This is a genomic window from Nocardioides sp. NPDC057772, from assembly GCF_042798075.1.
Lineage (GTDB): Bacteria > Actinomycetota > Actinomycetes > Propionibacteriales > Nocardioidaceae > Nocardioides.
On the sequence record NZ_JBHVKN010000042.1, the window covers coordinates 1 to 19,292 of the forward strand.

Below are 19,292 nucleotides of genomic sequence, written 5' to 3' on the forward strand. Positions count from 1 at the left end.
CCCCGACCAGGGCGACCGACTTCGGGCTGAAGAACTCCTGCAGACGATCGGCGTCGAGGGTGCTCATGCCAACGACGCTCCCACCTTGACGTTGCCCTTGAGGAGGTTTCGCGCGATCGTACGCCGCTGGATCTCGTCGGTTCCCTCGAAGATGCGGAGCAGACGCAGCTCCCGGTACCAGCGCTCCAGCGGGAGCTCCTTGGTGTAGCCCATGCCGCCGTGGATCTGGAGGACACGGTCGACGACGCGGTTGGCCATGTTGGTGCCGTACAGCTTCGCGACCGACGAGGCGTGCCGGGCATCCATCTTGTTCTCCACCTGCCATGCGGCGTGGAGGGTCAGCCAGCGCGCCGCCTCGAGCTCCACGGCGCTGTCGGCGATGTGCCCCTGGATGAACTGGTAGTTCGCGATCGGCTGGCCCATCGAGTGGCGGTTGTTGGCGTGCTCGATCGCCATCTCGAGCATCCGCTCGGCGGCGCCGATGGCCCCGGCCGGGATCATGAAGCGACCGTTGCCGATCCACTGCATCGCCAGCTCGAAGCCCTTGCCCTCCTCGCCGAGGATGTGGTCGTTCGGGACGCGTACGTCCTGGAAGCTCAGTGCCGCCGGACCCCACTCGCCCATGGTCGGGATGGGGGTGGACTCCCAGCCCATCGCCCGGTCGACCAGGAAGCAGGTGACTCCGCCGTCGGCACCCTTCTCGGGGTCGGTGACGGCGAAGACCATGACGAAGTCGGCCTCGTTTCCGTTGGTGATGAAGATCTTCTCCCCGTTGATCACCCAGTCGTCCCCGTCGCGGACCGCCCGGGTCCGGATGCTGCGGGCGTCGGAGCCGGCGCCGGGCTCGGTGATGGCGAAGCAGCTGCGACGCTCACCCTCGATGGTGGGGATGAGGTATTCCTGCTTCTGCTCCTCGGTGCCGGCGTAGAGGATGTTGTCCGCGCTGCCGCCGAAGCGGAACGGCACGAAGGTGCGGCCGGACTCGCCGGCGATGATCGCCGACATCAGCGCTCCAGCGGCCATGCCGCCGTACTCCTCCGGGGTGTTGATGCCCCAGTAGCCGTACTTGCGGGCCTTTGCCTGCAGGTCCTTGAGCTGGCCCGGCTCGAGAGCCGGCCTGCCGTTGCGCTCGTTGAGGAGGACCTGGTCCTCCAGTGGCATCACCTCCTTGGTGATGAACTGACGCACCGCCTCCTTGACCGCTCGATGCTCTTCTCCCAGCGCGAAGTCGATCATTGCCCGCTCCTTCGGTTAGAGTGAGTTTCTAGAATCATTTTCTAGAATGGACTATGAGAAGGGTCACGCAGTAGCGGTTCGTCGTCAAGAGGAATTGCGCATATTGTGGGAAGATCCCGGGATGACGACGAGGAGTGGACGATGGCGCTAGAGGTCGAATCGCAACGCCCGGCTGGGCGTCGTTGGGCCAGGACGGAGGAGACGCGCCGCCAGCTCCTGGATGCCTCGCGCGCGGTCTTCGCCGAGAAGGGCTACACCGTGGCCAGCGTCTCCGACGTCGTCGCCCGCGCCGACTCGAGCGTCGGCAGCGTCTATCACCACTTCGGGGGCAAGGAGCAGCTCTACCTCGCCCTGTGGGAGGAGTACGTCGACCGGCTGGCTGCCGCGGCGGCCGCGAGCGTGGCGAAGATGCGCACGAGCGGGGTCAACTCGCCGCGCGACCAGTTCGAGGCCGGCGCGCTGGCCTACCTCGACGCCGTCTGGGAGGACCGCGAGCTGCTCCCGGTCTTCTACGCCGGTGACGGCCCACCCGGGTTCGAGGTGATGCGCCGCCGGCGCAACATCGAATGGATCCGCCGCAATCTGCAGGTCCTCGGGCTCGGTGGCAGTGACGAGGATCAGCTGCTGGGAGCGATCCTGACCGCGCTCATCGGTGAGGCCGCCCGGATGACGGCCGCGTGCGAGACCAAGCGCCAGGCGCGGAAGGTCGCCCGGCACGCGATCGCGCTCGCCCAGCGGCTCTTCGACGGGGAGGTCGCCGAGGGCGCGCCGCGGACGTCCGAGTAGGTCCCGCGCCCGGGGACCCTCCGAGGTCAGCGCCAGGTGGCCAGTCCGCGGTCGAGCACCACGGTGCCGTCCTCCTTTCGGGTCTGGAAGGCGGTCACGGTGTCCTTGACGCGCCACATCGCGACCTGAAGACTCTCGCCGGGCAGCACCGGCGAGGAGAACCGGCCGCTCATCGACGCCATCGCATCCCCGTCGCCCCCGGCGACGGTCCCGACCAGGGCCCGGCCGGTGACCCCGTAGGTGCACAGGCCGTGCAGGATCGGACGCTCGAAGCCGCCTCGGGAGGAGAAGCGGGGGTCGGAGTGCAACGGGTTGCGGTCGCCGCTCAGCCGGTAGAGCAGCGCCTGACCCGGCCAGGTGGACATCGTCACCACCTCGTCGGGGGCACGTTCGGGGATCGGTGAGGCGGCCTTCGGCCCGGGATCGCCGCCGAAGCCGCCTTCGCCCCGGATGAACACCGAGCTGCGGGTGGTCACGACGGCCTCGCCGGTGGCCGGGTCGACCGCCTCGGCCTCGCTCGTGACCAGGGCCCCCGAGCCCTTGTCGTACATGCCGGTGACCTGCGAGGTGAGCGAGACGGCCCCCTCGGCGGTCAGCGGCCGGTGCAGGACGACCTCCTGCTCGGCGTGGACCAGCATCGCGGGGTTGAAGTCGCCCATCTTCCGCCCTCGCCTGGAGCCCCAGGTGACCATCACACCGAAGGTCGGCAGCACCTTCTGCACCGGGCAGGTGTCGTCGCCGTGCTCGCTGGTGTAGCGCAGGTCGGCGAGCGGGTCGTCGTGTCCCGCCCCCACGCCGAGCGCGTACAGCAGCGCGTCGGCGCTGGTCCAGGAGCGTGGCTGGGGGTCGGAGCGTACGCCGATGACGGACGGGTCCAGGCTCATCGCTCGGGCGTCCTTCCGCTGGTGAGCGAGTTGGCGCGCGCCTCAGCGATCATGCCGGGAAGCACGACGTCGAGCTCGTCGACGGTCCACGGACCGTCCTTCTCCTCGGTCGGGCCGGCGACCCAGCCCTCGGCCACGCTCACGTGCCCGCCGCGTACGTTGAAGACGCGGCCGGTCACGTGGCGTGCGGCGGGCGAGGCCAGCCAGGCCACCACGGGGGAGACGTTCTCCGGTGCGCCCGGGTTCCACTCGCCCTCGGCGACCTGCGGCCTGTTGGGGTTGAGGTTCTCCGTCATCCGGGTGAGTGCCGCCGGGGCGATCGCGTTGACCGTGATCCCGTAGCGCCGCAGCTCCTGGGCGGCGATGACCGTCATCGCCGCGATGCCCGCCTTGGCGGCGCCGTAGTTGATCTGGCCCGGGTTGCCGTAGATGCCCGAGGACGAGGTGGTGTTGATGATCCGGGCATCGACGTCCTCGCCCTTCTTGGCCAGCTCGCGCCAGTGTTGGGCAGCCACGCTCATCGGGGCGAAGGTGCCGCGCAGGTGCACCTTGATGACCGCGTCCCACTCGTCGATCGACATGTTGACGAGCATCCGGTCGCGCAGGATGCCGGCGTTGTTGACCAGGACGTCGACCTTGCCCCACTGGCTGAGGGCCTCCTCGAACAGCTTCTGCGCACCTTCGGGATCACTGATGTCGCTGCCGTTGGCGATCGCCTCGCCACCGGCCGCGACGACCTCCTCGACCACCTGCTGGGCGGGGTCGTCGGCCTTGCCGGTGCCGTCCAGCCCGGCGCCGAGGTCGTTGACGACGACGGCGGCGCCGCGGCGGGCGAACTCGAGGGCGTGGGCGCGACCGAGACCTCGGCCGGCTCCCGTGATGATGACTACCTGGCGGTCGGTGTTCGCCATGTCAGCTCCTTTGTCTGGGTGGGTAGGGGTGAGGGGTCAGCGCTGGTTGGCGAGGATCAGGGTCGCCGCGCTCATGAACATGCCGCCGTTGCCGAGCACCAGGCTGGTGGCGACACCGTCGACCTGTGCGGCGGCCTCCCCGCGCAGCTGGCGTACGGACTCCTGGATCGCGAACATCCCGTACATGCCGGTGTGGGTGTAGGACATCCCGCCGCCGTTGGTGTTCATCGGCAGCCTGCCGCCGGGGGAGGTGTGCCCGTCGGCGACGAAGGCGCCCGACTCCCCGCGGCCGACGAAGCCCATGTCCTCCAGGCCGTAGAGCGGGACGTGGGCGAACGCGTCGTAGATCATCAGGTGGTCGATGTCGGACGGCGACGTGCTCGACTCCTTGAACGCCGCCTGGCTCGACAGCGTGAACTGCTTGCAGCGGGTCATGTCCTCCATCTGCGAGATCAACGGCGTGGTCGCGGCCTCGCCGGTGCCGAGGATGTGCACCAGCGGCTTGTCGCTCCCGTGCGCCTCGGCGAACTCCCGGGAGGCGATGACCAGCGCGCCACCGCCGTCGGTGACCAGACAGCACATCAGCAGGGTGAAGGGATCGGCGATCATCTTGGCGCCGAGGACGTCGTCGACGGTGACCTCCTCCCGGAACATCGCCCGCGGGTTGCGGGAGGACCAACGGCGCTGGGCGACCGCGACCTCGGCGAGATGCTCGATGGTGTTGTCGGTCTCGTGCAGGAACCGGCGCGCGGGCACGGTGAAGCTGGTCGGCGGGCCGACGATGCCGTACGGCATCTCGAACTGCGCCATCACCGAGTCGTCGGCGCGGGGATGTGTCGGTGCGCCCACCCGGGACCGTCCGGACTCGCCGTGGGTCACGAGCACGACGTCGGCGTAGCCCGCCTTGATCGCCGCGGTCGCGTGGCGTACGTGGAAGAGGAAGGAGGAGCCGCCGACGCCGGTGCCGTCGATGTAGGTCGGGGTGATCCCGAGGCTGTGCGCCACCTGGATCGGACCGGGCACGGAGACCGAGGCGATGCCGTCGACCTGGTCCTTGGTCAGGTTCGCGTCGGCCAGGGCCCGGCGGGCGCCCTCGACGTGCAGCTCGAGGGTGGAGGTGGTGGGGAGCCTGCCGATGTCGGTCTCGGCGGCACCCATGATGACGACGTCGCGGCTCATCGAGTGCCCTCCCTCACCGGGGCGAACACGGGCACCGCGGCGCCGGTGCGCTGCTCGAAGCGGACCTCGACCGGCATGTCGAGCTCGAGTGCGTCCGGGTCCGCGTCGACGATGTCGGTCATCATCCGGGGTCCCTCGTCGAGCTCGACCACGGCGATCACGGTCGGGACGGGAAAGCCCGGTGCGGGACGGTGGGACACGACGTAGGTGTGCAGCCGGCCGCGGCCCGAGCAGGTCACCCACTCGAGGTCGGTGGAACCGCACGTGGGACAGGACGAGCGCGGGTAGAAGAAGACCTGGTCGCAGGGGCGGCACCTCGGTAGGTCGAGGCGGCCGGCCGCGGTGGCCTCCCAGTAGGGCTGGGTCTCCGGTGTCGGCCGCGGCGCGAACCGCGCCTCCGGCGACACCTCGGGGATCGTGGTCATACGGTGCTGCCTTTCTCCCGCATCCGGACGGCGCGGGTGTCGAGGTAGTGGAGGATGGCCTCGACCGAGGCCCGGGCGGCCGGGCGACGCTGGTCGTCGACCTTGGCGTAGACGTGGTCGGTCACCTGGTCGCGGTCGACGCCGTCGGCCAGCAGCCCGGCGACCTGGTCGATCCGGCGCTGCCGGTCCGCCCTCCGCGCATGCAGGTACGTGGTGGGCTCGCGCACCGCCGGCCCGTGCCCCGGGAGCAGGACCCAGTCGTCGTCGACCAGGTCGGCGATCCGGGCCATCGAGGCGAGGATGTCCGCGATGGTGCCGTCGGGGTGCGAGATGTAGGGATTGAACCGGGCCAGCACGGTGTCGCCGGTGAGCATCACCCGGCGCTCGCCGAGCGAGAAGCTCACCCCGTCCGCCGTGTGCCCGGGGGTGGTGAGGGTGCGGATCTCGGTCCGTCGGCCCAGGTCGAACCGGGTCCCGTCGGGGATGATCCCCTGCTGGACCCGTGGCCTGATGGTCGCCTTCCACCGCTCGGCCACGGCGTGGGCGGCCTGCGAGTGGTCGCCGTGATGATGGCTGAGCAGGATCGTCTCGACGCGGGCGCCGGCGCCGCGGACCACCTCGTCGATCCGGTCCAGGTGGCCGGGGTCCGTCGGACCGGGGTCGACGACCACGGCCCGACGATCTCCGACGACGATCCAGGTGTTGGTCCCCTCGTACGTCCAGTGGTTGGCGTTCGGGGCGAGCAGCAGGTGGACGCCCGGGATGACCTCCACCGGCTCCTCAGGTCTCGGCGGCACCCCGCCGACGTCCCAGATCGCGTCGACTCGGCAGGAGTCGTCCCGCACGCGTGGGCCGTCGCTCACTCCTGCTCCATCCAGACGTTCTGGAGCTCACGGGAGGAGTAGTCGGGGTGCGGGTGGTAGTCGTGGACCTTGCCCGAGTACAGCGTCTGGGTGTCGTACGCGTACAGCGGCAGCGGGGTGGAGACGTTCTCCATGATGTAGCGCTCGATGTCCTGCAGCGCCTTCTCCCGCTCGGCCTCGTCGGTGATCACGCGCTGGGCGGCGATCATCTTGTCGAGCTCCGGGTCGTCGACCAAGGACCAGTTGCGGGTGCCGGTGCTGGTGTACTCCGAGGTGAGGTACTCGTCGGCCGTGAGCATCGGGGTCTGCAGGCCGTACATGATGTCGTACTTCGTCTCCGGCCAGGTCGAGCTGACGTAGGTGGCGTAGTCCTGCTGGTCGATGGTCAGCTCGATGCCGATCTTGGCGAGGTCCTCCTGGATCCACTGCGCCTCGCGCAGGATCGTCTCGCCGTAGCCGTCGGTGGCGACCAGCTCGGCCGAGAAGCCGTTGGGGTAGCCGGCCTCCACCAACAGCTCCTTGGCCTTCTCAGGGTCGTACTTCAACAGCTCGTCGACCTCGTCCTGGGGCAACGCCCCGAACAGCGTCGGGGTGATCGGGCCGGTGAGCGTCCCGCCCGAGCGAAGTGCCTTGATCATCCCCTCCTTGTCGATCGCGTGCGCGACCGCGAGACGGACGCCGAGCTTGCTGAACGGCCCGCTCTTCGCGTTCATGAAGACACGGGTCTGGGTGATCCCCTTCTCCGTACGCAGCTGCAGCCCGTCGATCTGGTTGAGGAGCTGGTCGACCTGCCGCTTCTCGGTGGAGAGCGAGGAGATCATGTCGAGCTTGCCGCTGCGCAGCGCGGCGATCTGGGCCTGGGCGTCGGGGAGGACGGTGGTCTGGATGCCGTCCAGGTGGGGGAGACCCTCGATGAAGTAGTCGGGGTTCTTCTCCATGACGCGCTCCTGGTCGCGCTTCCAGCTCTTCAGGACGAACGGACCGGTGCCGATCGCATCCTCGGCCAGGTTGAACTCGCCCGCGGTGCCTTCGCAGGGAAGGATCGCCATGAACGGGTTGGCCATCGTCTGGTCGAAGGCGGTGTTGGGCGAGATCAGGTTGAAGATCACGGTATACGGGTCGGGGGTCTCCAGCTTCGCGACGTTGGCGACCAGACCGAGCTGGTGCCCGGGCAGGCTCTTGATCCGGTCGACCGTGCACTTGACGTCGGCCGAGGTGAGCTCGCGGCCGTTGACCGGCGGCTTGTCGTGGAACTTCACGCCCTGGCGGAGGTCGAAGGTCCAGGTCTTCAGGTCCTCCGACTTCGACCACTTCTCGGCCAGGTCCCCCTCGAGCTCGCTCGAGCCGTACTCGATGTCCTTGCCGGTCTTCGGTGCGACCAGCCGGCTGTAGACCGTGCCGACCGCGACATGGGTCATGTAGGACGCCTCCTTCTGGATGTCCAGCGAAGGTGCGTCCGCGGTGGCAGCCGTGTGGAGGATGCCGCCGTCCTGCGGCGGACCCGCGTCCTCGACGATCTTGCCTTTCCCGGAGGTGGCGGCGCCCGTGCCGCAGGCACTGGTCAGGGCGAGGCAGGCGGCGGCCACGACCGCGCCGGCGGCCTGTGATCTCTTGAGGCGAGAGATGGGATGTGACATCACGGACTCCTTGGGTGGGATGGGGCTAGCGGCGCTGTTTGGGGTCGAGGAAGTCGCGCATGGCGTCGCCGAGGAGGTTGAACGCCAGGACGGACACGGAGAGGATCAGGCCGGGGACGACGGTCATCCAGGGGGCGATCTCGAGCTGGCTGCGGCCCTCGCTCAGCATCCGGCCCCACGAGGGCGTCGGCGGCGGGGTGCCGATGCCGAGGAAGCTGAGTGCCGACTCGGCGATGAGGATGACCGCGAAGAGCAGGGAGCCCATCACGAACAGCGGGGCCATCAGGTTGGGCAGGCCGTAGCGGATCAGGATGCGCGGGGTGCTGCATCCGACCGAGCGTGCTGCCTCGACGTACGGCTCCTCCCGGATGCGGAGCATCTCGCCGCGGGCGACACGGTTGATCGACGGGATCACCAGCAGGCTCAGCGCGATCACGGTGTTGCGGACGCTGGGACCGAGCAGGGCGGCCACGAACAGCAGCAGCACGATCGACGGGATCGCCATCAGCGCGTCCATGACCCGCTGCAGGACGGAGTCGACCCAGGTGCCGCCGAAGTAGCCGGAGACGACGCCGATGACCAGGCCGATCGCGCCGCCGAGGGCCAGGGTCGCGACCGCGATCAGCAGAGAGGTGCGGGCGCCGTAGAGGGAGCGGCTCAGGACGTCCCGGCCCAGCTCGTCGGTGCCGGCTGGATGACCGCCGACGCCCGGGGAGGTCAGGATGTTGACCCGGTCCTGGGCGAGCGGGTCGTACGGCGCGATCCAGGGGGCGAGGACGGCGACCACGACGAAGAGCGTGATCAGGAAGAGCGCGATGGCGCCCAGGGGCTGTTCGGTGGTGAACCGGACCAGGCCATGGCGGGGGCGTGGCCGGCGGGCGGCACGCGCGGTGCCGGAGATGGCGATGCTCATGCGGAGGCTCCTTCGTACCGGATCCTGGGGTCGATGACCGCGTACAGGAGGTCGACCACGACGTTGACGAGGATGAAGATCGCGCCGTAGAAGATGACGCAGCCGAGGATGACGGGGTAGTCGCGCTGCCCGACCGCCTCGAAGATCAGCGAGCCCATCCCGGGAATGGCGAAGATCCGCTCGAGGATGACGGTGCCGCCGAGGATGTGGCCGACCTGCAGGCCGAGCACGGTGAAGACGGGGATCAGGGAGCTACGGCCGGCGTGCTTGAGCACGACCACCCGCTCGGAGGCGCCGCGGGAGCGGATGGTGCGGATGAAGTTGGAGCCCAGCACCTCCAGCAGCGAGGACCGGAGCATCCGGGCGATGCTCGCCATCGTCGCGGCGCCCAGGGCGATCGCGGGGAGCAGCATGTGGATGAGGTTCTGCCCGAGGCTCTCGGCAGGCGAGGCGTAGACGAGCGGTGGGGACCAGCCGAACCAGAGGGCCAGGAAGGTGATCAGCAGGAGCGCGAGCCAGAAGTTCGGCAGCGACATCCCGATCACCGCCAGGAAGCGCATGACGTTGTCGACGACGCTGTGGTGCCGGATCGCCGAGAGCATGCCGAACGGCACTCCGAGCAGGATGCCGAAGAGGATGGCGAGCAGACCGAGCTCGAGAGTGGCGGGAAGGCGCTCGAGGATCTTGGTCGTGACGGGACGGTCGTCGTCGAACGAGTCGCCTAGGTCGCCCTGGGCCAGCCCGCTCACGAAGTGGCCGAACTGGGTCAGGATCGGCTTGTCCAGACCGAGCTCCGCGGTGCGCTGGTCGATCTGGGCCTGGGTGACCCCGGGAGCGTCGGCCAGCTGGAGGCGTACGGCGTCGCCCGGGATCAGTCGGATGATGAGGAAGACCAGGGTCGCGACCAGCGCGAGCACCAGCAGGCCATAGGTCAGGCGTCGTCCGGCGTAGAGAAGCATGCGATCACCTCGCGGCAGTGGGGTCGAAGAGGTGGCAGGCGACGCTGAGCCCGTCGCCCCGCCCGTCGATGGTCAGCAGCTCCGGCTCGTCGCGGTCGCAGCCGTCGATGCGTTGGGCGCAGCGCGGGTGGAACCGGCAGCCCGACGGGGGACGCCGGGGGCTGGGGATCTCACCGGCCAGCGGCGTACGCAGCTGGTGATGGGCGTCGGGGGAGGGGATCGACGCCATCAGAGCCTGTGAGTAGGGATGCCGCGGTCGCTCGCTGATGTCGTCGGCGGGTGCGACCTCGGCGAGCCTGCCGAGGTACATCACGCAGACACGGTCGGAGATGTAGCGCACCACGTTGAGGTCGTGCGCGATGAAGAGATAGGAGAGCCCGAGCTCGCGCTGGACCTCCTTGAGCAGGTTGAGCACCTGCGCCTGGACGGAGACGTCGAGGGCGCTGACCGCCTCGTCGCAGACGATGAGGTCGGGGTCGGTCGCCAGCGCCCGGGCGATCCCGATGCGCTGCGCCTGGCCACCGGAGAACTGGTGCGGGTAGCGCTCGAGGGCGAAGGAGGGAAGGCCGACCAGGTCCAGCAGCTCCTTTGCGCGCTCGAGCCGGCCGGCCCGGTCGCCCATCCCGTGCACGACCATCGGCTCGGTCAGCACCTGCGCGATGGTCATCCGTGGGTTGAACGAGCTCACCGGGTCCTGGAAGACGAGCTGCATGCGTTTGCGGAGCTGGGTCAGACTGCTCTTGGATAGCTGGGCGATGTCTTGGCCGTCGAAGGTGACCGAGCCGCTGGTCGGCTCGATCAGGCGAAGGATGAGGCGCCCGAGCGTCGACTTGCCGGAGCCCGACTCGCCGACCAGACCGAGCGTCTCGCCGCGCCTGATGGTCAGGGACACGCCGTCCACGGCGCGTACGGGTGGGCGGTTGGAGGTGAAGAGGCCCTTCCCGTCGCCGAAGTGCTTGACCAGATCGCGTGCTTCCACGAGGGAAGCGGCGCCGGGGACGATCATCGGGCCACCTCCGCCATCGGTGCGAGGACGCCGGGCTCCTCGTCCGGACGCCAGCAGCGGACCTGTCGTCCGGAGATGTCGCGCAGCGGCTGGAACACCTCGCACTCGGGAGCGGCCTCGGAGCAGCGGGTGACGAAGCGGCAGCCGCTCGGCATCTCGTTGAGAGCGGGGACGGCGCCCGGGATCGCCGGCATCTCCTGGTCGCGCGGGGTGTCGCGGCGTGGGATCGCGTCGAGCAGGGCCCGGGTGTAGGGGTGCTGCGGCCGGTCGAGGATCTCGTCGGCGGTGCCCGTCTCGACCACTTGGCCGGCGTAGAAGACGACGACCCGGTCGGCCATCTCGGCGACGACACCCATGTCGTGGGTGATCAGCATCAGCCCGACCCCCGTCCGGTCCTGGAGGTCGCGGATGAGCGCGAGCACCTGGGCCTCGACGGTGACGTCGAGCGCAGTGGTCGGTTCGTCGGCGATCAGCAGGCGCGGGTCGCAGGCGAGTGCGCCGGCGATCATGACCCGCTGCCGCTGGCCGCCCGAGAGCTGGTGCGGGTAGGCCTTGAACTTGGTCGCCGGCTCGGGGATGCCGACGAGGTCCAGCAGCTCCACCGCGCGCTCGCGTGCCTTCCGCTTGGAGACGTCGTGGTGGATCCGGTAGGCCTCGACCAGCTGGTGCCCGATCGTGAAGAGGGGGTCGAGAGAGGTCATCGGGTCCTGGAAGATCACCGAGATGTCCTTGCCCCGGACCGCGCGCATGCGGTGGTTGTCGGCGCCGGTGATGTCGTTGCCGTCCCAGGTGATCCGGCCGCCGCTGACCCGGCCGTTGCCCAGCAGGCCGAGCACGGCGAGGGCCGTGACGCTCTTGCCGGACCCGGACTCGCCGACGACCGCGACGGTCTCGCCCGCGTCGATCCACAGGTCGACGGCGTTGAGTGCCTCGACCGTTCCGCCGCCGGTCCGAAACTCCACATGGAGGTCCTCGATGCGCAGAAGAGGCTCACTCGCGGACCCAGCTGGTGCTCTCATATCGGACCCTCCCGTTCATGTCCGCGACCGGGGATCGGTCGCCGATGTTGGTGGCTCAATCTAGAATCACGCTCTAGGATGAGATTCATCATTGGGTCGCCAAACGGGTGTGTCAAGAGTCACAATCCGGATATCGGACTTTCTTCTCATGACGCCCCGTTCGGTGCGGGGTCGTGCCGTTGCGTACGACGCAGGTGGCGCCGTGTCGGGCGGCGCAGGAGGTGGCATGAGCGGGTCAGAACCGACCGGAGCGACGGCCGCGGCGCGTTCCACTCTCGTCGTCGTCTGCCTGGTCAGCGCGGTGATGGCGCTCAACGCGAGCTCGCTCAACGTCGCGCTGCCGACGTTGACGAGGGAGTTCGGGGCGAGCTCGGTCGAGGGGAGCTGGCTCCTGCTCTCCTACATGGTCGCGAACACCGCCTGCCTGCTCCTGTTCGGACGGCTCAGCGATGCCTGGGGGCAGCGCTCGCTGTATCTGGGCGGGCTGGTTCTCTTCTCCTTGGCGAGCCTTCTCGCCGGATTCGCGCCGAACGTCGAGGTGCTCATCGGGCTCCGGGTGATCGCCGCCATCGGTGGCGCGGTGCTCATCGGCAACGGCGCCACGCTCATCCATCAGGCATTCCCGCGCTCGTCCCTGGGAGGCGCGATGGGCCTGTACGCCGCCTCGTTCCCCACCGCCAGTCTGGTCGGACCGACGCTCGGCGGGCTGATCGTCGACCACATCGGCTGGCAGTGGGTCTTCTGGTTCAACGTGCCGGTCTGCCTGGTCGCACTCGCGGCAGGGCAGATGCTGCTCCCGCGTACCGGATCGGGCCGGCGCACTGTCGGGCTCGACCTGCCCGGCAACCTGGTGATCATGGTCGGTGTCGTCATGCTGACGCTCGGGATCACGTCGCTGACCGACCTCGGCTGGCTCCATCCGCTGGTGGTCGGATGCATTCTCGGGGCGCTGTTCCTGGTGCCGGTGCTTCTCCTCGTCGAACGGCATGCGGCGGCGCCGGTGGTGGACGTTGCCGTGCTGCGCCGTGTCGGGAAGCTGTTCGTCGCGGGCTTCTTCACGGGCGCCGGACGATTCCCGCTGGTCGTCCTGGCCAGCCTCTACTTCCAGAGCGTCGTCGGTGTCGCGCCGGGGACGGCCGGGATGATGCTGCTGCCGATGCCGGTCGGGATGATCCTCGGCTCCCTCACCTTGGGCTGGCTCTCGCGCCGCTGGACGCCGCACCAGATCATGTCGGGTGGGTCTGTGGTCGGCACCTGCGGCGTCGCGCTGGTGGCGCTGGCGATCCATCTCGAGATGATCTGGCTGGTGATGGCGACGCTCGCGATCGTCGGTCTGGCGACCGGACTGTTCATCGGGACCAACGCGACCGTCCTTCTCGAGCGAGCGCCGGAGGAGGCGCTCGGCGTCGTCAACGCCACCCGCCTGATGCTGCAGAACACCGGCAACGTCATCAGTCTCGCCATCGCGCTGACGCTGCTGACGGCACTTCTGCCGCCCGGGCTCGGCGACGCGGTGCTCGCTGCGAGGGTTCCGGCTGATGGCGTCGGGGAGGTCAACGCGGCCTTCACCCTGGTCTGCCTCTTCCTGCTCGCCCTCGGTGCGGTCGGTGCCTGGTATTCGTTCCCGCGTCGCGTCGATGCCGATGACGAGCCTCGAGGCAGGCCCCAGGCTTCACTCGCGCGATGTCGAGAGGTCGGGCTGCCCAAGGAGATGCTCGAGTAGCCCCTTTGCTCACGTCGTGACGTCGTGAGGCTCGGCCGGCCGGATCGCTCGCGAGCGGGTGATGAGGAAGCCGAAGGCGGTCGCGAGGACGTACATCACGATGCTGTAGACCGCGGCCGGGATGGCCACGGTGGTGTTGTCGAGCACGCTGAGCGCGATGGTGAGGGCGATGGTGGTGTTGTGGATGCCCACCTCCATCGAGGTGGCGATCGCCTGCTTCTCGCCGAGCCGGAACACCCGGGCGCCGAGGTAGCCCAGGCAGAGGCTGGCGCAGCAGAACAGCGTCACGACCACGCCGATCTCGCGGAGATAGTCGGCGAGGTTCTCCCGCTCCCCGAGGATCGCGCCGACCGAGACCATGACCAGCACCACGATCGAGAAGATCCGGACCGGACGGTCCGCCCGGGCGGCGAACGTGGCGGACCGCTGCCGCACCAGCATCCCGATCCCCACCGGAACCAGCACGATCGCGATGACCTGGACGACCTTGCCGAACTGCAGGCCCAGGGTGTCGCCGGCGTCGAAGTAGCCGATCGCTGCGTTCGTGATCAGTGGGATCGAGACCGCCGCGAGCACGGAGTTGACCGCCGTGAGGGTGACGTTGAGGGCGACGTCGCCGCGGAACAGGTGGCTGAACAGGTTGGCCGTCGTCCCGCCGGGGGAGGCGGCCAGCAGCATGACGCCGACGGCGATCAGCGGGTCCACGTCCGCGACCAGGACCAGCGCGAAAGCGATCGCCGGCAGCACCAGGATCTGGAGCGTGAGCGCGACGAAGACCGCTCGCGGGGTGCGTACGACCCGACGGAAGTCTCCCGGCGTCAGGCTCAGTCCCAGACCGAACATGATGATCGCCAGTGCGATCGGGAGGCCGACCGAGAGCAGGACCGAGTCGTTCACTGTGTTCCTCCGATGTGCGGGACGGCCGCCACGATCGGCCAAAGAGACGTGCGTCACAGTGCATCACGAGCAGGGGCTTGGCCACAGCCTTATCCGCACAAAATGCTCGTCTGCTGCCGCGTGACGTCTCATCGGCTCGCGGCAGTGGACGTGACCGTGAGCATCGCCGGGCTCAGACGAGGTTGTCGGCGACCTCGCCGAGGTCGGCGCGCAGCTCGTCTGGATCAGGCCGCGAGGCGATGGTCGAGGAGTAGGTCGCGCAGCGTGAGCTCTGCCTGCGACAGGGGTGGTGGGTCCGGTCGCCAGGTGTCGGGTGGTGGGCTGGTGTAGGTGTGGCCGGTGGGAGTGATGGTGACGATGCTGCCGTCGGGTCCTGGTCTTGCCTGCCACCCGATCGCTTCCTTGGCTTGGTTGCAGCGTTCGCACAACCCTTGGAGGTTCGCGGCGTTGGTGGCGCCGCCGTCTGTGTGGCGTTGGATGTGGTCGATGTTGCGGATCGAGGCATCACAGCCGACGGTGCGGCAGACACCGCCGTCGCGGGTGGTGATGAACTCGGCCAGACCGTCGGGTGCTTTCCGGGAGCGTGATTCCATGGCGACCAACTGGCCGGCGGGGTCGGTGAACAGGCGCCGGACGAAGATCTCGCCGTCGGTCAGCGCCTCTCGCGCCCAGGCTGCGGGGACAGGCCCGTAGCCCTCGACCATCGCCGGCTGGTCACTGTCATTGGCGAGCGAGTCGGCGGTCATCACGACCTTGACCTCGATCCGCGGCTTCGCTCCGGCGCTGCTGCGGCCGGTGACCCGGTCGACGAGGGTGTCGGCCATGACCTGACCCCGGGACCGCTCATCACCAGCCGCGCGGGCAGCGTTGGCAGCCTGATCCAGGGCCGCGAACACCGCGACGCCGTCCTTGACCGGCAACAGGGCACCGAGCCAGGTCATCGTGTCCGGTGCCGGCCGCAGGCCGACCCGCCGGTCCTTGGCTGCGTTGGCGGCGCGGTTGACGACGGATTCCTGGTCGAGGGTGATGGCGAGCTTCTTGGCGGCGTTCTCGAGTTGGCGCAGCCCCATCAACACGGCCTTGGCGGGCTGCCCGCCCGGTCCCGGGGCACAGAGTTCGTGGTCGATGACGCGACGGTCGTCGAGGGTGAGGCAGGCGGTCTCCCGGGCCAGGATGGTGGCCTGCCACTGGGAGAACAGCCCGGCCTTCATCAGGGCGAAGGTGTGCGGCATCTCGGCGAGGAGGATCTTCGCCAACCCGAGCAGCTTCGCACCCCGAGCGGGTGAGACCCGGCGCGCCAACGCGACCTGTGACGCGACCCCTTCACCCAGCTTCCGGGCAGGCACCCCAGCCTCGGCCTGCCGTGCCCGAGCAGCTTCCTCGAGACGTACCGAAGCCTCGGCCTGTACCGCCTCCGCGCGACACTTGACTGCTTCGAGTCGGGCGATCCAGTCGACCAGCTCGGTCTCGGACGCACCGGGAGGTGGCCCGTCGAGGAGGCGGTCGATGGTCTCGTACATGCGTCTTATTATATGCGATCGATCACCACAAGGAAAGCCATTTGTGCTGGTCAGACCCAGGATATGCAGTCAGCGAACAAGTCACATGAGTGCTGCGCCACTCTCTCGCCGCCGCCCCGATACAGGCGAAATCTTTCTCGATCGGCTGCCGGGTCAAGGATGGCCGCAGGCCACCGCGAAGCGGCGCCCGAAGGGCGTCCTTGACGCGGGGCGCGATCGAGAAACACTAGAGATCGAGTCGGCGGCGAACCCTGAAACGAAAGAACAGTCGCCAAGCGAGGTTTCCTCGAGGGTGGTCTCGACAAGCTCGACCACCGGCGCACCGTGTCTCGACCAGCAGGAACTGACCTACCTCCCGACCGCATACCCCTGCGCCCCCCGAGGATTAGCAGCAGCAGAGAGCATGCCGGTCTCAGGATCCCGAGTAACCGCAGAGAGCCTCCCCAGAGACCAGTCGCCACTCAGCGTCACAGCATGCCCACGACGCCGCAGATCATCGACAACGAGAGCACCGAGCCGATCCTCGAGCACCGCGCCGCCGGGAACCCAGGTGCGAGGCCAGAACGAACCCGGGAACGACGTCGAGTGGAGCGCGGGCGCGTCGATGGCCTGCTGGGGCGAGTAGCCGCCGACGAGAGTGCGCAGCAGGTAGAGCAGCTGCCACTGGTCCTGCTGATCACCACCCGGCGAACCGACGGCGGCGACAGCCCGGCCGTCGCGGAGAACGAGCGTCGGGGTGAGGGTCGTACGCGGTCGCCGCCCGGGGGTGAGCGTCGAGGGCAGCCCCGGCTCCAGCCAGGTCATCTGCAGCCGGGTGCCGAGACAGAAGCCGAGCTCGGGGATCGTGGGCGAGGACTGCAGCCACCCGCCCGAGGGAGTCACGGCGATCATGTTGCCCCAGCGGTCGACGACATCGATGTGGCAGGTGTCGCCACGGGTCTCGCCGTCACGCGACACGGTCGGCTCCCCCACGCCCGACGCGGCGGCCGCCGGGTCGTAGCTCTCGCGCAGCGGAGGGAAGGCCGTCGCGCCCAGCCCGGGCCTCACCTCGGCGGAGGCGACATCGGCGATCAGGGGGCGGCGGGTGGCGGCGTACTCCTTGGAGAGGAGGGTCGCGATCACCTCCGGGTCGGCGCCGTCGCCGTAGTGGGCGTCGCGGTCGGCGAAGGCGAGCTTGGTCGCCTCCAGGATCGTGTGGGCGCCGGCGGGGTTGCTTGGGTCGAGCAGGGCGTCCTCGAGCGGTTCGAGCAGGTTGAGGGTCTGCAGCAGCACGGGTCCCTGCGTCCACGGCCCCGCCTTCGCGATCGTGTGGCCGCGGAACTCGGTCGTCACCGGCTTCTCGTACGCAGCCGAGAACCCGGCCATGTCAGCCGCCGTGATCACCCCGGAATGATCGGTTCCGGAAGAGTGGCGGTGCGGCGTGCGTACGAACCGCTCGATCGCCTCCGCGACGAACCCGCTCCCCCAGGCGGCACGGGCGGCGTCGATCCGCTCCTCGCGGGTCGCGGCGCCGTCGCCGGCGGCGACGAGACGGTCCAGCACGGCAGCGTAGGCCTCGTTGCGGACCATGGTGTCGGGCTCGGGTGGCTGACCGTCGACGAGCCAGTGGGCGGCCGAGGTGGGCCAGTGGTCACGGAACAGGTCGGCCACCGTCGCGATCGTGGAGACCGCCCGGCCCAGGATCGGGTGGCCGTTGCGGGCGTAGTCGATGGCGTAGGCGAGCACCTCGCCCAGCTCCCAGGTGCCGTGGTCACGCAGCAGCATCAGCCACGCCTCCACCGCGCCCGGCACGGCGGCGGCCAGCGCTCCCGACCCTGGGACCAGATCGAGGCCCTCGGCGCGCATGTGCTCGGCGGAGGCCCCCGCGGGCGCCGGCCCCTGGCCCATCAGCACCGTCGCCTCGCCGCCCGCTGGTGCGAAGATCCCGACCAGGTCGCCGCCCGGCCCGTTGAGGTGGGGCTCGACCACGTGCAGGACGAACCCACCTGCCACCACCGCGTCGAACGCGTTGCCACCGCGCTCGAGGACCGCCTGGGCCGCACCGCTGGCGAGCCAGTGGGTGGAACCGACCATGCCGAACCTCCCCAGCAGGTCGGGACGGGTCTTGAACTCGGCTGGAGGGGTGTAGGTGGAGGACACGGCCCACAGGCTACGAGCGTGTGTCGAGCATCCGGACGGCGGCCCGGGGCCGGGATAAGGTCGCCTCATGAGTGCGCCAGCGGTCCGGGGCCGCCTGCAGTGGTCAGTCGTCGTGCCGATCCTCGCCCTGGCGGTGCTGGTGTTCGCGTGGCTCCGCCACGACCACTGGAGCATCCTCGCCGTGGTGGCCGCGGTGCTGATCGGTGCGGTGCTGAGCTCGGTCCACCACGCCGAGGTCGTCGCCCACAAGGTCGGCGAGCCGTTCGGCTCGCTGATCCTGGCGATCGCCGTGACCGTGATCGAGGTCGGGTTGATCGTGATGCTGATGACCAGTGGAGGCGACAACACCAGCACCTACGCGCGCGACACCGTCTTCGCCGCGGTGATGATCACCCTCAACGGGATCGTCGGGCTCGCGCTGCTGGTCGGCGCCCTCAAGCACGGCCTGGTCAGCTTCAACGCCGCCGGCACCGGCTCGGCGGTCGCCACCGTCATCGCCCTGGCCGGGCTCACCCTGGTGCTGCCGAGGTTCACGACGTCCGCCCAAGGGCCGCAGTACTCACCCTCGCAGCTCGCCTTCGCCGCCATCGCGTCACTGGCGCTCTACGTCGCCTTCCTCTTCACCCAGACGGTCCGCCACCGCGACTTCTTCCTCCCGGTCACCAGCGACGAGCACGGCCGGATGACCGGGCTCGTCGACCTCGACGAGGACGGACACGCCGACCCGCCGTCGGCGGGCGAGGCAGCCCTCAGCCTGGCCCTGCTCCTGGTCTCCCTCGTCTCCGTGGTCGGCCTGGCGAAGGTGCTCTCCCCCACGATCGAGAGCACGGTCAAGAGCCTCGGCTTCCCCTACGCCGTGGTGGGCGTCGTGATCGCCCTCCTCGTCCTGGCCCCGGAGTCCATCGCCGCGGTCCGCAACGCCTCCCGCGACCGGGTGCAGACCAGTCTCAACCTCGCCTACGGCTCCGCGATGGCCTCGATCGGTCTCACCATCCCGACCATCGCGGTCGCGATGATCTGGCTCAGCGGCCCGCTCGTGCTCGGCCTCGAGCCGACCCAGATCGTGCTGCTGGTCATCACCGTCTTCGTCACCGGCCTGACCGTGGTCCAGGGCCGGGTCTACGCACTTCAGGGGTTCGTCCATCTGGTCCTGCTGGCCGCGTTCCTGTTCCTCTCGATGCAGCCGTAGCCGGCA

17 protein-coding genes are annotated in these 19,292 nt (G+C 69.2%); 3 read left to right on the top strand and 14 right to left on the bottom strand.

Annotation, left to right across the window (positions count from 1 at the left end; genetic code table 11):
• Nucleotides 1–63: 63 nt before the first annotated feature.
• On the bottom strand, nt 64–1,236 hold the full coding sequence (locus ACFVJS_RS10065) for an acyl-CoA dehydrogenase family protein (protein WP_378878999.1): 1,173 nt from the start codon (nt 1,234–1,236) through the stop codon (nt 64–66).
• Nucleotides 1,237–1,377: 141 nt separating this feature from the next.
• Between ACFVJS_RS10065 and ACFVJS_RS10070 the strand changes: the two genes are divergently transcribed.
• Nucleotides 1,378–2,022, top strand: coding sequence for a TetR/AcrR family transcriptional regulator (locus ACFVJS_RS10070; RefSeq protein WP_378879003.1), 645 nt, complete (start codon nt 1,378–1,380; stop codon nt 2,020–2,022).
• A 26-nt stretch (nt 2,023–2,048) separates the two neighbouring features.
• Here the strand turns inward: ACFVJS_RS10070 and ACFVJS_RS10075 are convergent, their stop codons facing one another.
• Genes ACFVJS_RS10075 through ACFVJS_RS10120 form a run of 10 tightly spaced genes read right to left on the bottom strand, consistent with a single transcriptional unit; the run spans nt 2,049 to nt 11,761 of the window.
• Nucleotides 2,049–2,906, bottom strand: coding sequence for a MaoC/PaaZ C-terminal domain-containing protein (locus tag ACFVJS_RS10075; RefSeq protein ID WP_378879006.1), 858 nt, complete (start codon nt 2,904–2,906; stop codon nt 2,049–2,051).
• On the bottom strand, nt 2,903–3,817 hold the full coding sequence (locus ACFVJS_RS10080) for an SDR family oxidoreductase (protein ID WP_378879009.1): 915 nt from the start codon (nt 3,815–3,817) through the stop codon (nt 2,903–2,905). Before ACFVJS_RS10080 ends, ACFVJS_RS10075 begins: the two co-directional genes overlap by 4 nt.
• A gap of 36 nt (nt 3,818–3,853) precedes the next feature.
• The gene (locus ACFVJS_RS10085; RefSeq protein WP_378879010.1) at nt 3,854–4,996 is read right to left on the bottom strand and encodes a thiolase; all 1,143 of its coding nucleotides are present in this window, start codon (nt 4,994–4,996) and stop codon (nt 3,854–3,856) included.
• Entirely contained in the window at nt 4,993–5,421 is a 429-nt protein-coding gene (locus ACFVJS_RS10090) for a Zn-ribbon domain-containing OB-fold protein (RefSeq protein ID WP_378879013.1), read from the bottom strand. Before ACFVJS_RS10090 ends, ACFVJS_RS10085 begins: the two co-directional genes overlap by 4 nt.
• A complete protein-coding gene (locus tag ACFVJS_RS10095) occupies nt 5,418–6,284 on the bottom strand; it encodes an MBL fold metallo-hydrolase (protein WP_378879015.1) in 867 nt (288 codons plus the stop codon). The genes ACFVJS_RS10090 and ACFVJS_RS10095 overlap by 4 nt, the downstream gene beginning before the upstream one ends.
• A complete protein-coding gene (locus tag ACFVJS_RS10100; RefSeq protein ID WP_378879018.1) occupies nt 6,281–7,921 on the bottom strand; it encodes an ABC transporter substrate-binding protein in 1,641 nt (546 codons plus the stop codon). Before ACFVJS_RS10100 ends, ACFVJS_RS10095 begins: the two co-directional genes overlap by 4 nt.
• Before the next feature lie 25 nt (nt 7,922–7,946).
• Nucleotides 7,947–8,834, bottom strand: coding sequence for an ABC transporter permease (locus ACFVJS_RS10105; RefSeq protein ID WP_378879021.1), 888 nt, complete (start codon nt 8,832–8,834; stop codon nt 7,947–7,949).
• Complete coding sequence (locus tag ACFVJS_RS10110; RefSeq protein ID WP_378879023.1) at nt 8,831–9,793, bottom strand: ABC transporter permease; 963 nt, start codon at nt 9,791–9,793, stop codon at nt 8,831–8,833. The genes ACFVJS_RS10105 and ACFVJS_RS10110 overlap by 4 nt, the downstream gene beginning before the upstream one ends.
• A gap of 4 nt (nt 9,794–9,797) precedes the next feature.
• On the bottom strand, nt 9,798–10,799 hold the full coding sequence (locus ACFVJS_RS10115; RefSeq protein ID WP_378879026.1) for an ABC transporter ATP-binding protein: 1,002 nt from the start codon (nt 10,797–10,799) through the stop codon (nt 9,798–9,800).
• The gene (locus ACFVJS_RS10120) at nt 10,796–11,761 is read right to left on the bottom strand and encodes an ABC transporter ATP-binding protein (RefSeq protein WP_378879028.1); all 966 of its coding nucleotides are present in this window, start codon (nt 11,759–11,761) and stop codon (nt 10,796–10,798) included. The genes ACFVJS_RS10115 and ACFVJS_RS10120 overlap by 4 nt, the downstream gene beginning before the upstream one ends.
• A gap of 283 nt (nt 11,762–12,044) precedes the next feature.
• Here ACFVJS_RS10120 and ACFVJS_RS10125 point away from each other — a divergent pair, with 283 nt between their 5' ends.
• On the top strand, nt 12,045–13,541 hold the full coding sequence (locus ACFVJS_RS10125) for an MFS transporter (RefSeq protein ID WP_378879031.1): 1,497 nt from the start codon (nt 12,045–12,047) through the stop codon (nt 13,539–13,541).
• A gap of 9 nt (nt 13,542–13,550) precedes the next feature.
• On the opposite strand, the gene ACFVJS_RS10130 is transcribed toward ACFVJS_RS10125, so the two are convergent.
• The 3 genes from ACFVJS_RS10130 to ACFVJS_RS10140 all read right to left on the bottom strand — a co-directional run bounded on the left by ACFVJS_RS10130 (nt 13,551) and on the right by ACFVJS_RS10140 (nt 18,031).
• Entirely contained in the window at nt 13,551–14,438 is an 888-nt protein-coding gene (locus ACFVJS_RS10130) for a bile acid:sodium symporter family protein (RefSeq protein ID WP_378879033.1), read from the bottom strand.
• Between the two features lie 224 nt (nt 14,439–14,662).
• Entirely contained in the window at nt 14,663–15,958 is a 1,296-nt protein-coding gene (locus ACFVJS_RS10135) for a DUF222 domain-containing protein (protein ID WP_378879036.1), read from the bottom strand.
• 348 nt (nt 15,959–16,306) lie between these two features.
• Nucleotides 16,307–18,031, bottom strand: a complete 1,725-nt coding sequence (locus ACFVJS_RS10140) for a gamma-glutamyltransferase family protein (protein ID WP_378879065.1) — start codon at nt 18,029–18,031, stop codon at nt 16,307–16,309.
• Between the two features lie 133 nt (nt 18,032–18,164).
• Here ACFVJS_RS10140 and ACFVJS_RS10145 point away from each other — a divergent pair, with 133 nt between their 5' ends.
• The gene (locus ACFVJS_RS10145; RefSeq protein ID WP_378879039.1) at nt 18,165–19,286 is read left to right on the top strand and encodes a calcium:proton antiporter; all 1,122 of its coding nucleotides are present in this window, start codon (nt 18,165–18,167) and stop codon (nt 19,284–19,286) included.
• The last annotated feature ends 6 nt before the right edge of the window (nt 19,287–19,292 follow it).

Excerpts from the sequence above, each read along its gene's own strand:
- ACFVJS_RS10065 (WP_378878999.1), bottom strand. The coding sequence starts at position 1,236 with ATGATCGACTTCGCGCTGGGAGAAGAGCATCGAGCGGTCAAGGAGGCG.
- ACFVJS_RS10070 (WP_378879003.1), top strand. The coding sequence starts at position 1,378 with ATGGCGCTAGAGGTCGAATCGCAACGCCCGGCTGGGCGTCGTTGGGCC.
- ACFVJS_RS10075 (WP_378879006.1), bottom strand. The coding sequence starts at position 2,906 with ATGAGCCTGGACCCGTCCGTCATCGGCGTACGCTCCGACCCCCAGCCA.
- ACFVJS_RS10080 (WP_378879009.1), bottom strand. The coding sequence starts at position 3,817 with ATGGCGAACACCGACCGCCAGGTAGTCATCATCACGGGAGCCGGCCGA.
- ACFVJS_RS10085 (WP_378879010.1), bottom strand. The coding sequence starts at position 4,996 with ATGAGCCGCGACGTCGTCATCATGGGTGCCGCCGAGACCGACATCGGC.
- ACFVJS_RS10090 (WP_378879013.1), bottom strand. The coding sequence starts at position 5,421 with ATGACCACGATCCCCGAGGTGTCGCCGGAGGCGCGGTTCGCGCCGCGG.
- ACFVJS_RS10100 (WP_378879018.1), bottom strand. The coding sequence starts at position 7,921 with ATGTCACATCCCATCTCTCGCCTCAAGAGATCACAGGCCGCCGGCGCG.
- ACFVJS_RS10105 (WP_378879021.1), bottom strand. The coding sequence starts at position 8,834 with ATGAGCATCGCCATCTCCGGCACCGCGCGTGCCGCCCGCCGGCCACGC.
- ACFVJS_RS10110 (WP_378879023.1), bottom strand. The coding sequence starts at position 9,793 with ATGCTTCTCTACGCCGGACGACGCCTGACCTATGGCCTGCTGGTGCTC.
- ACFVJS_RS10115 (WP_378879026.1), bottom strand. The coding sequence starts at position 10,799 with ATGATCGTCCCCGGCGCCGCTTCCCTCGTGGAAGCACGCGATCTGGTC.
- ACFVJS_RS10125 (WP_378879031.1), top strand. The coding sequence starts at position 12,045 with ATGAGCGGGTCAGAACCGACCGGAGCGACGGCCGCGGCGCGTTCCACT.
- ACFVJS_RS10135 (WP_378879036.1), bottom strand. The coding sequence starts at position 15,958 with ATGTACGAGACCATCGACCGCCTCCTCGACGGGCCACCTCCCGGTGCG.
- ACFVJS_RS10140 (WP_378879065.1), bottom strand. The coding sequence starts at position 18,031 with ATGGTCGGTTCCACCCACTGGCTCGCCAGCGGTGCGGCCCAGGCGGTC.
- ACFVJS_RS10145 (WP_378879039.1), top strand. The coding sequence starts at position 18,165 with ATGAGTGCGCCAGCGGTCCGGGGCCGCCTGCAGTGGTCAGTCGTCGTG.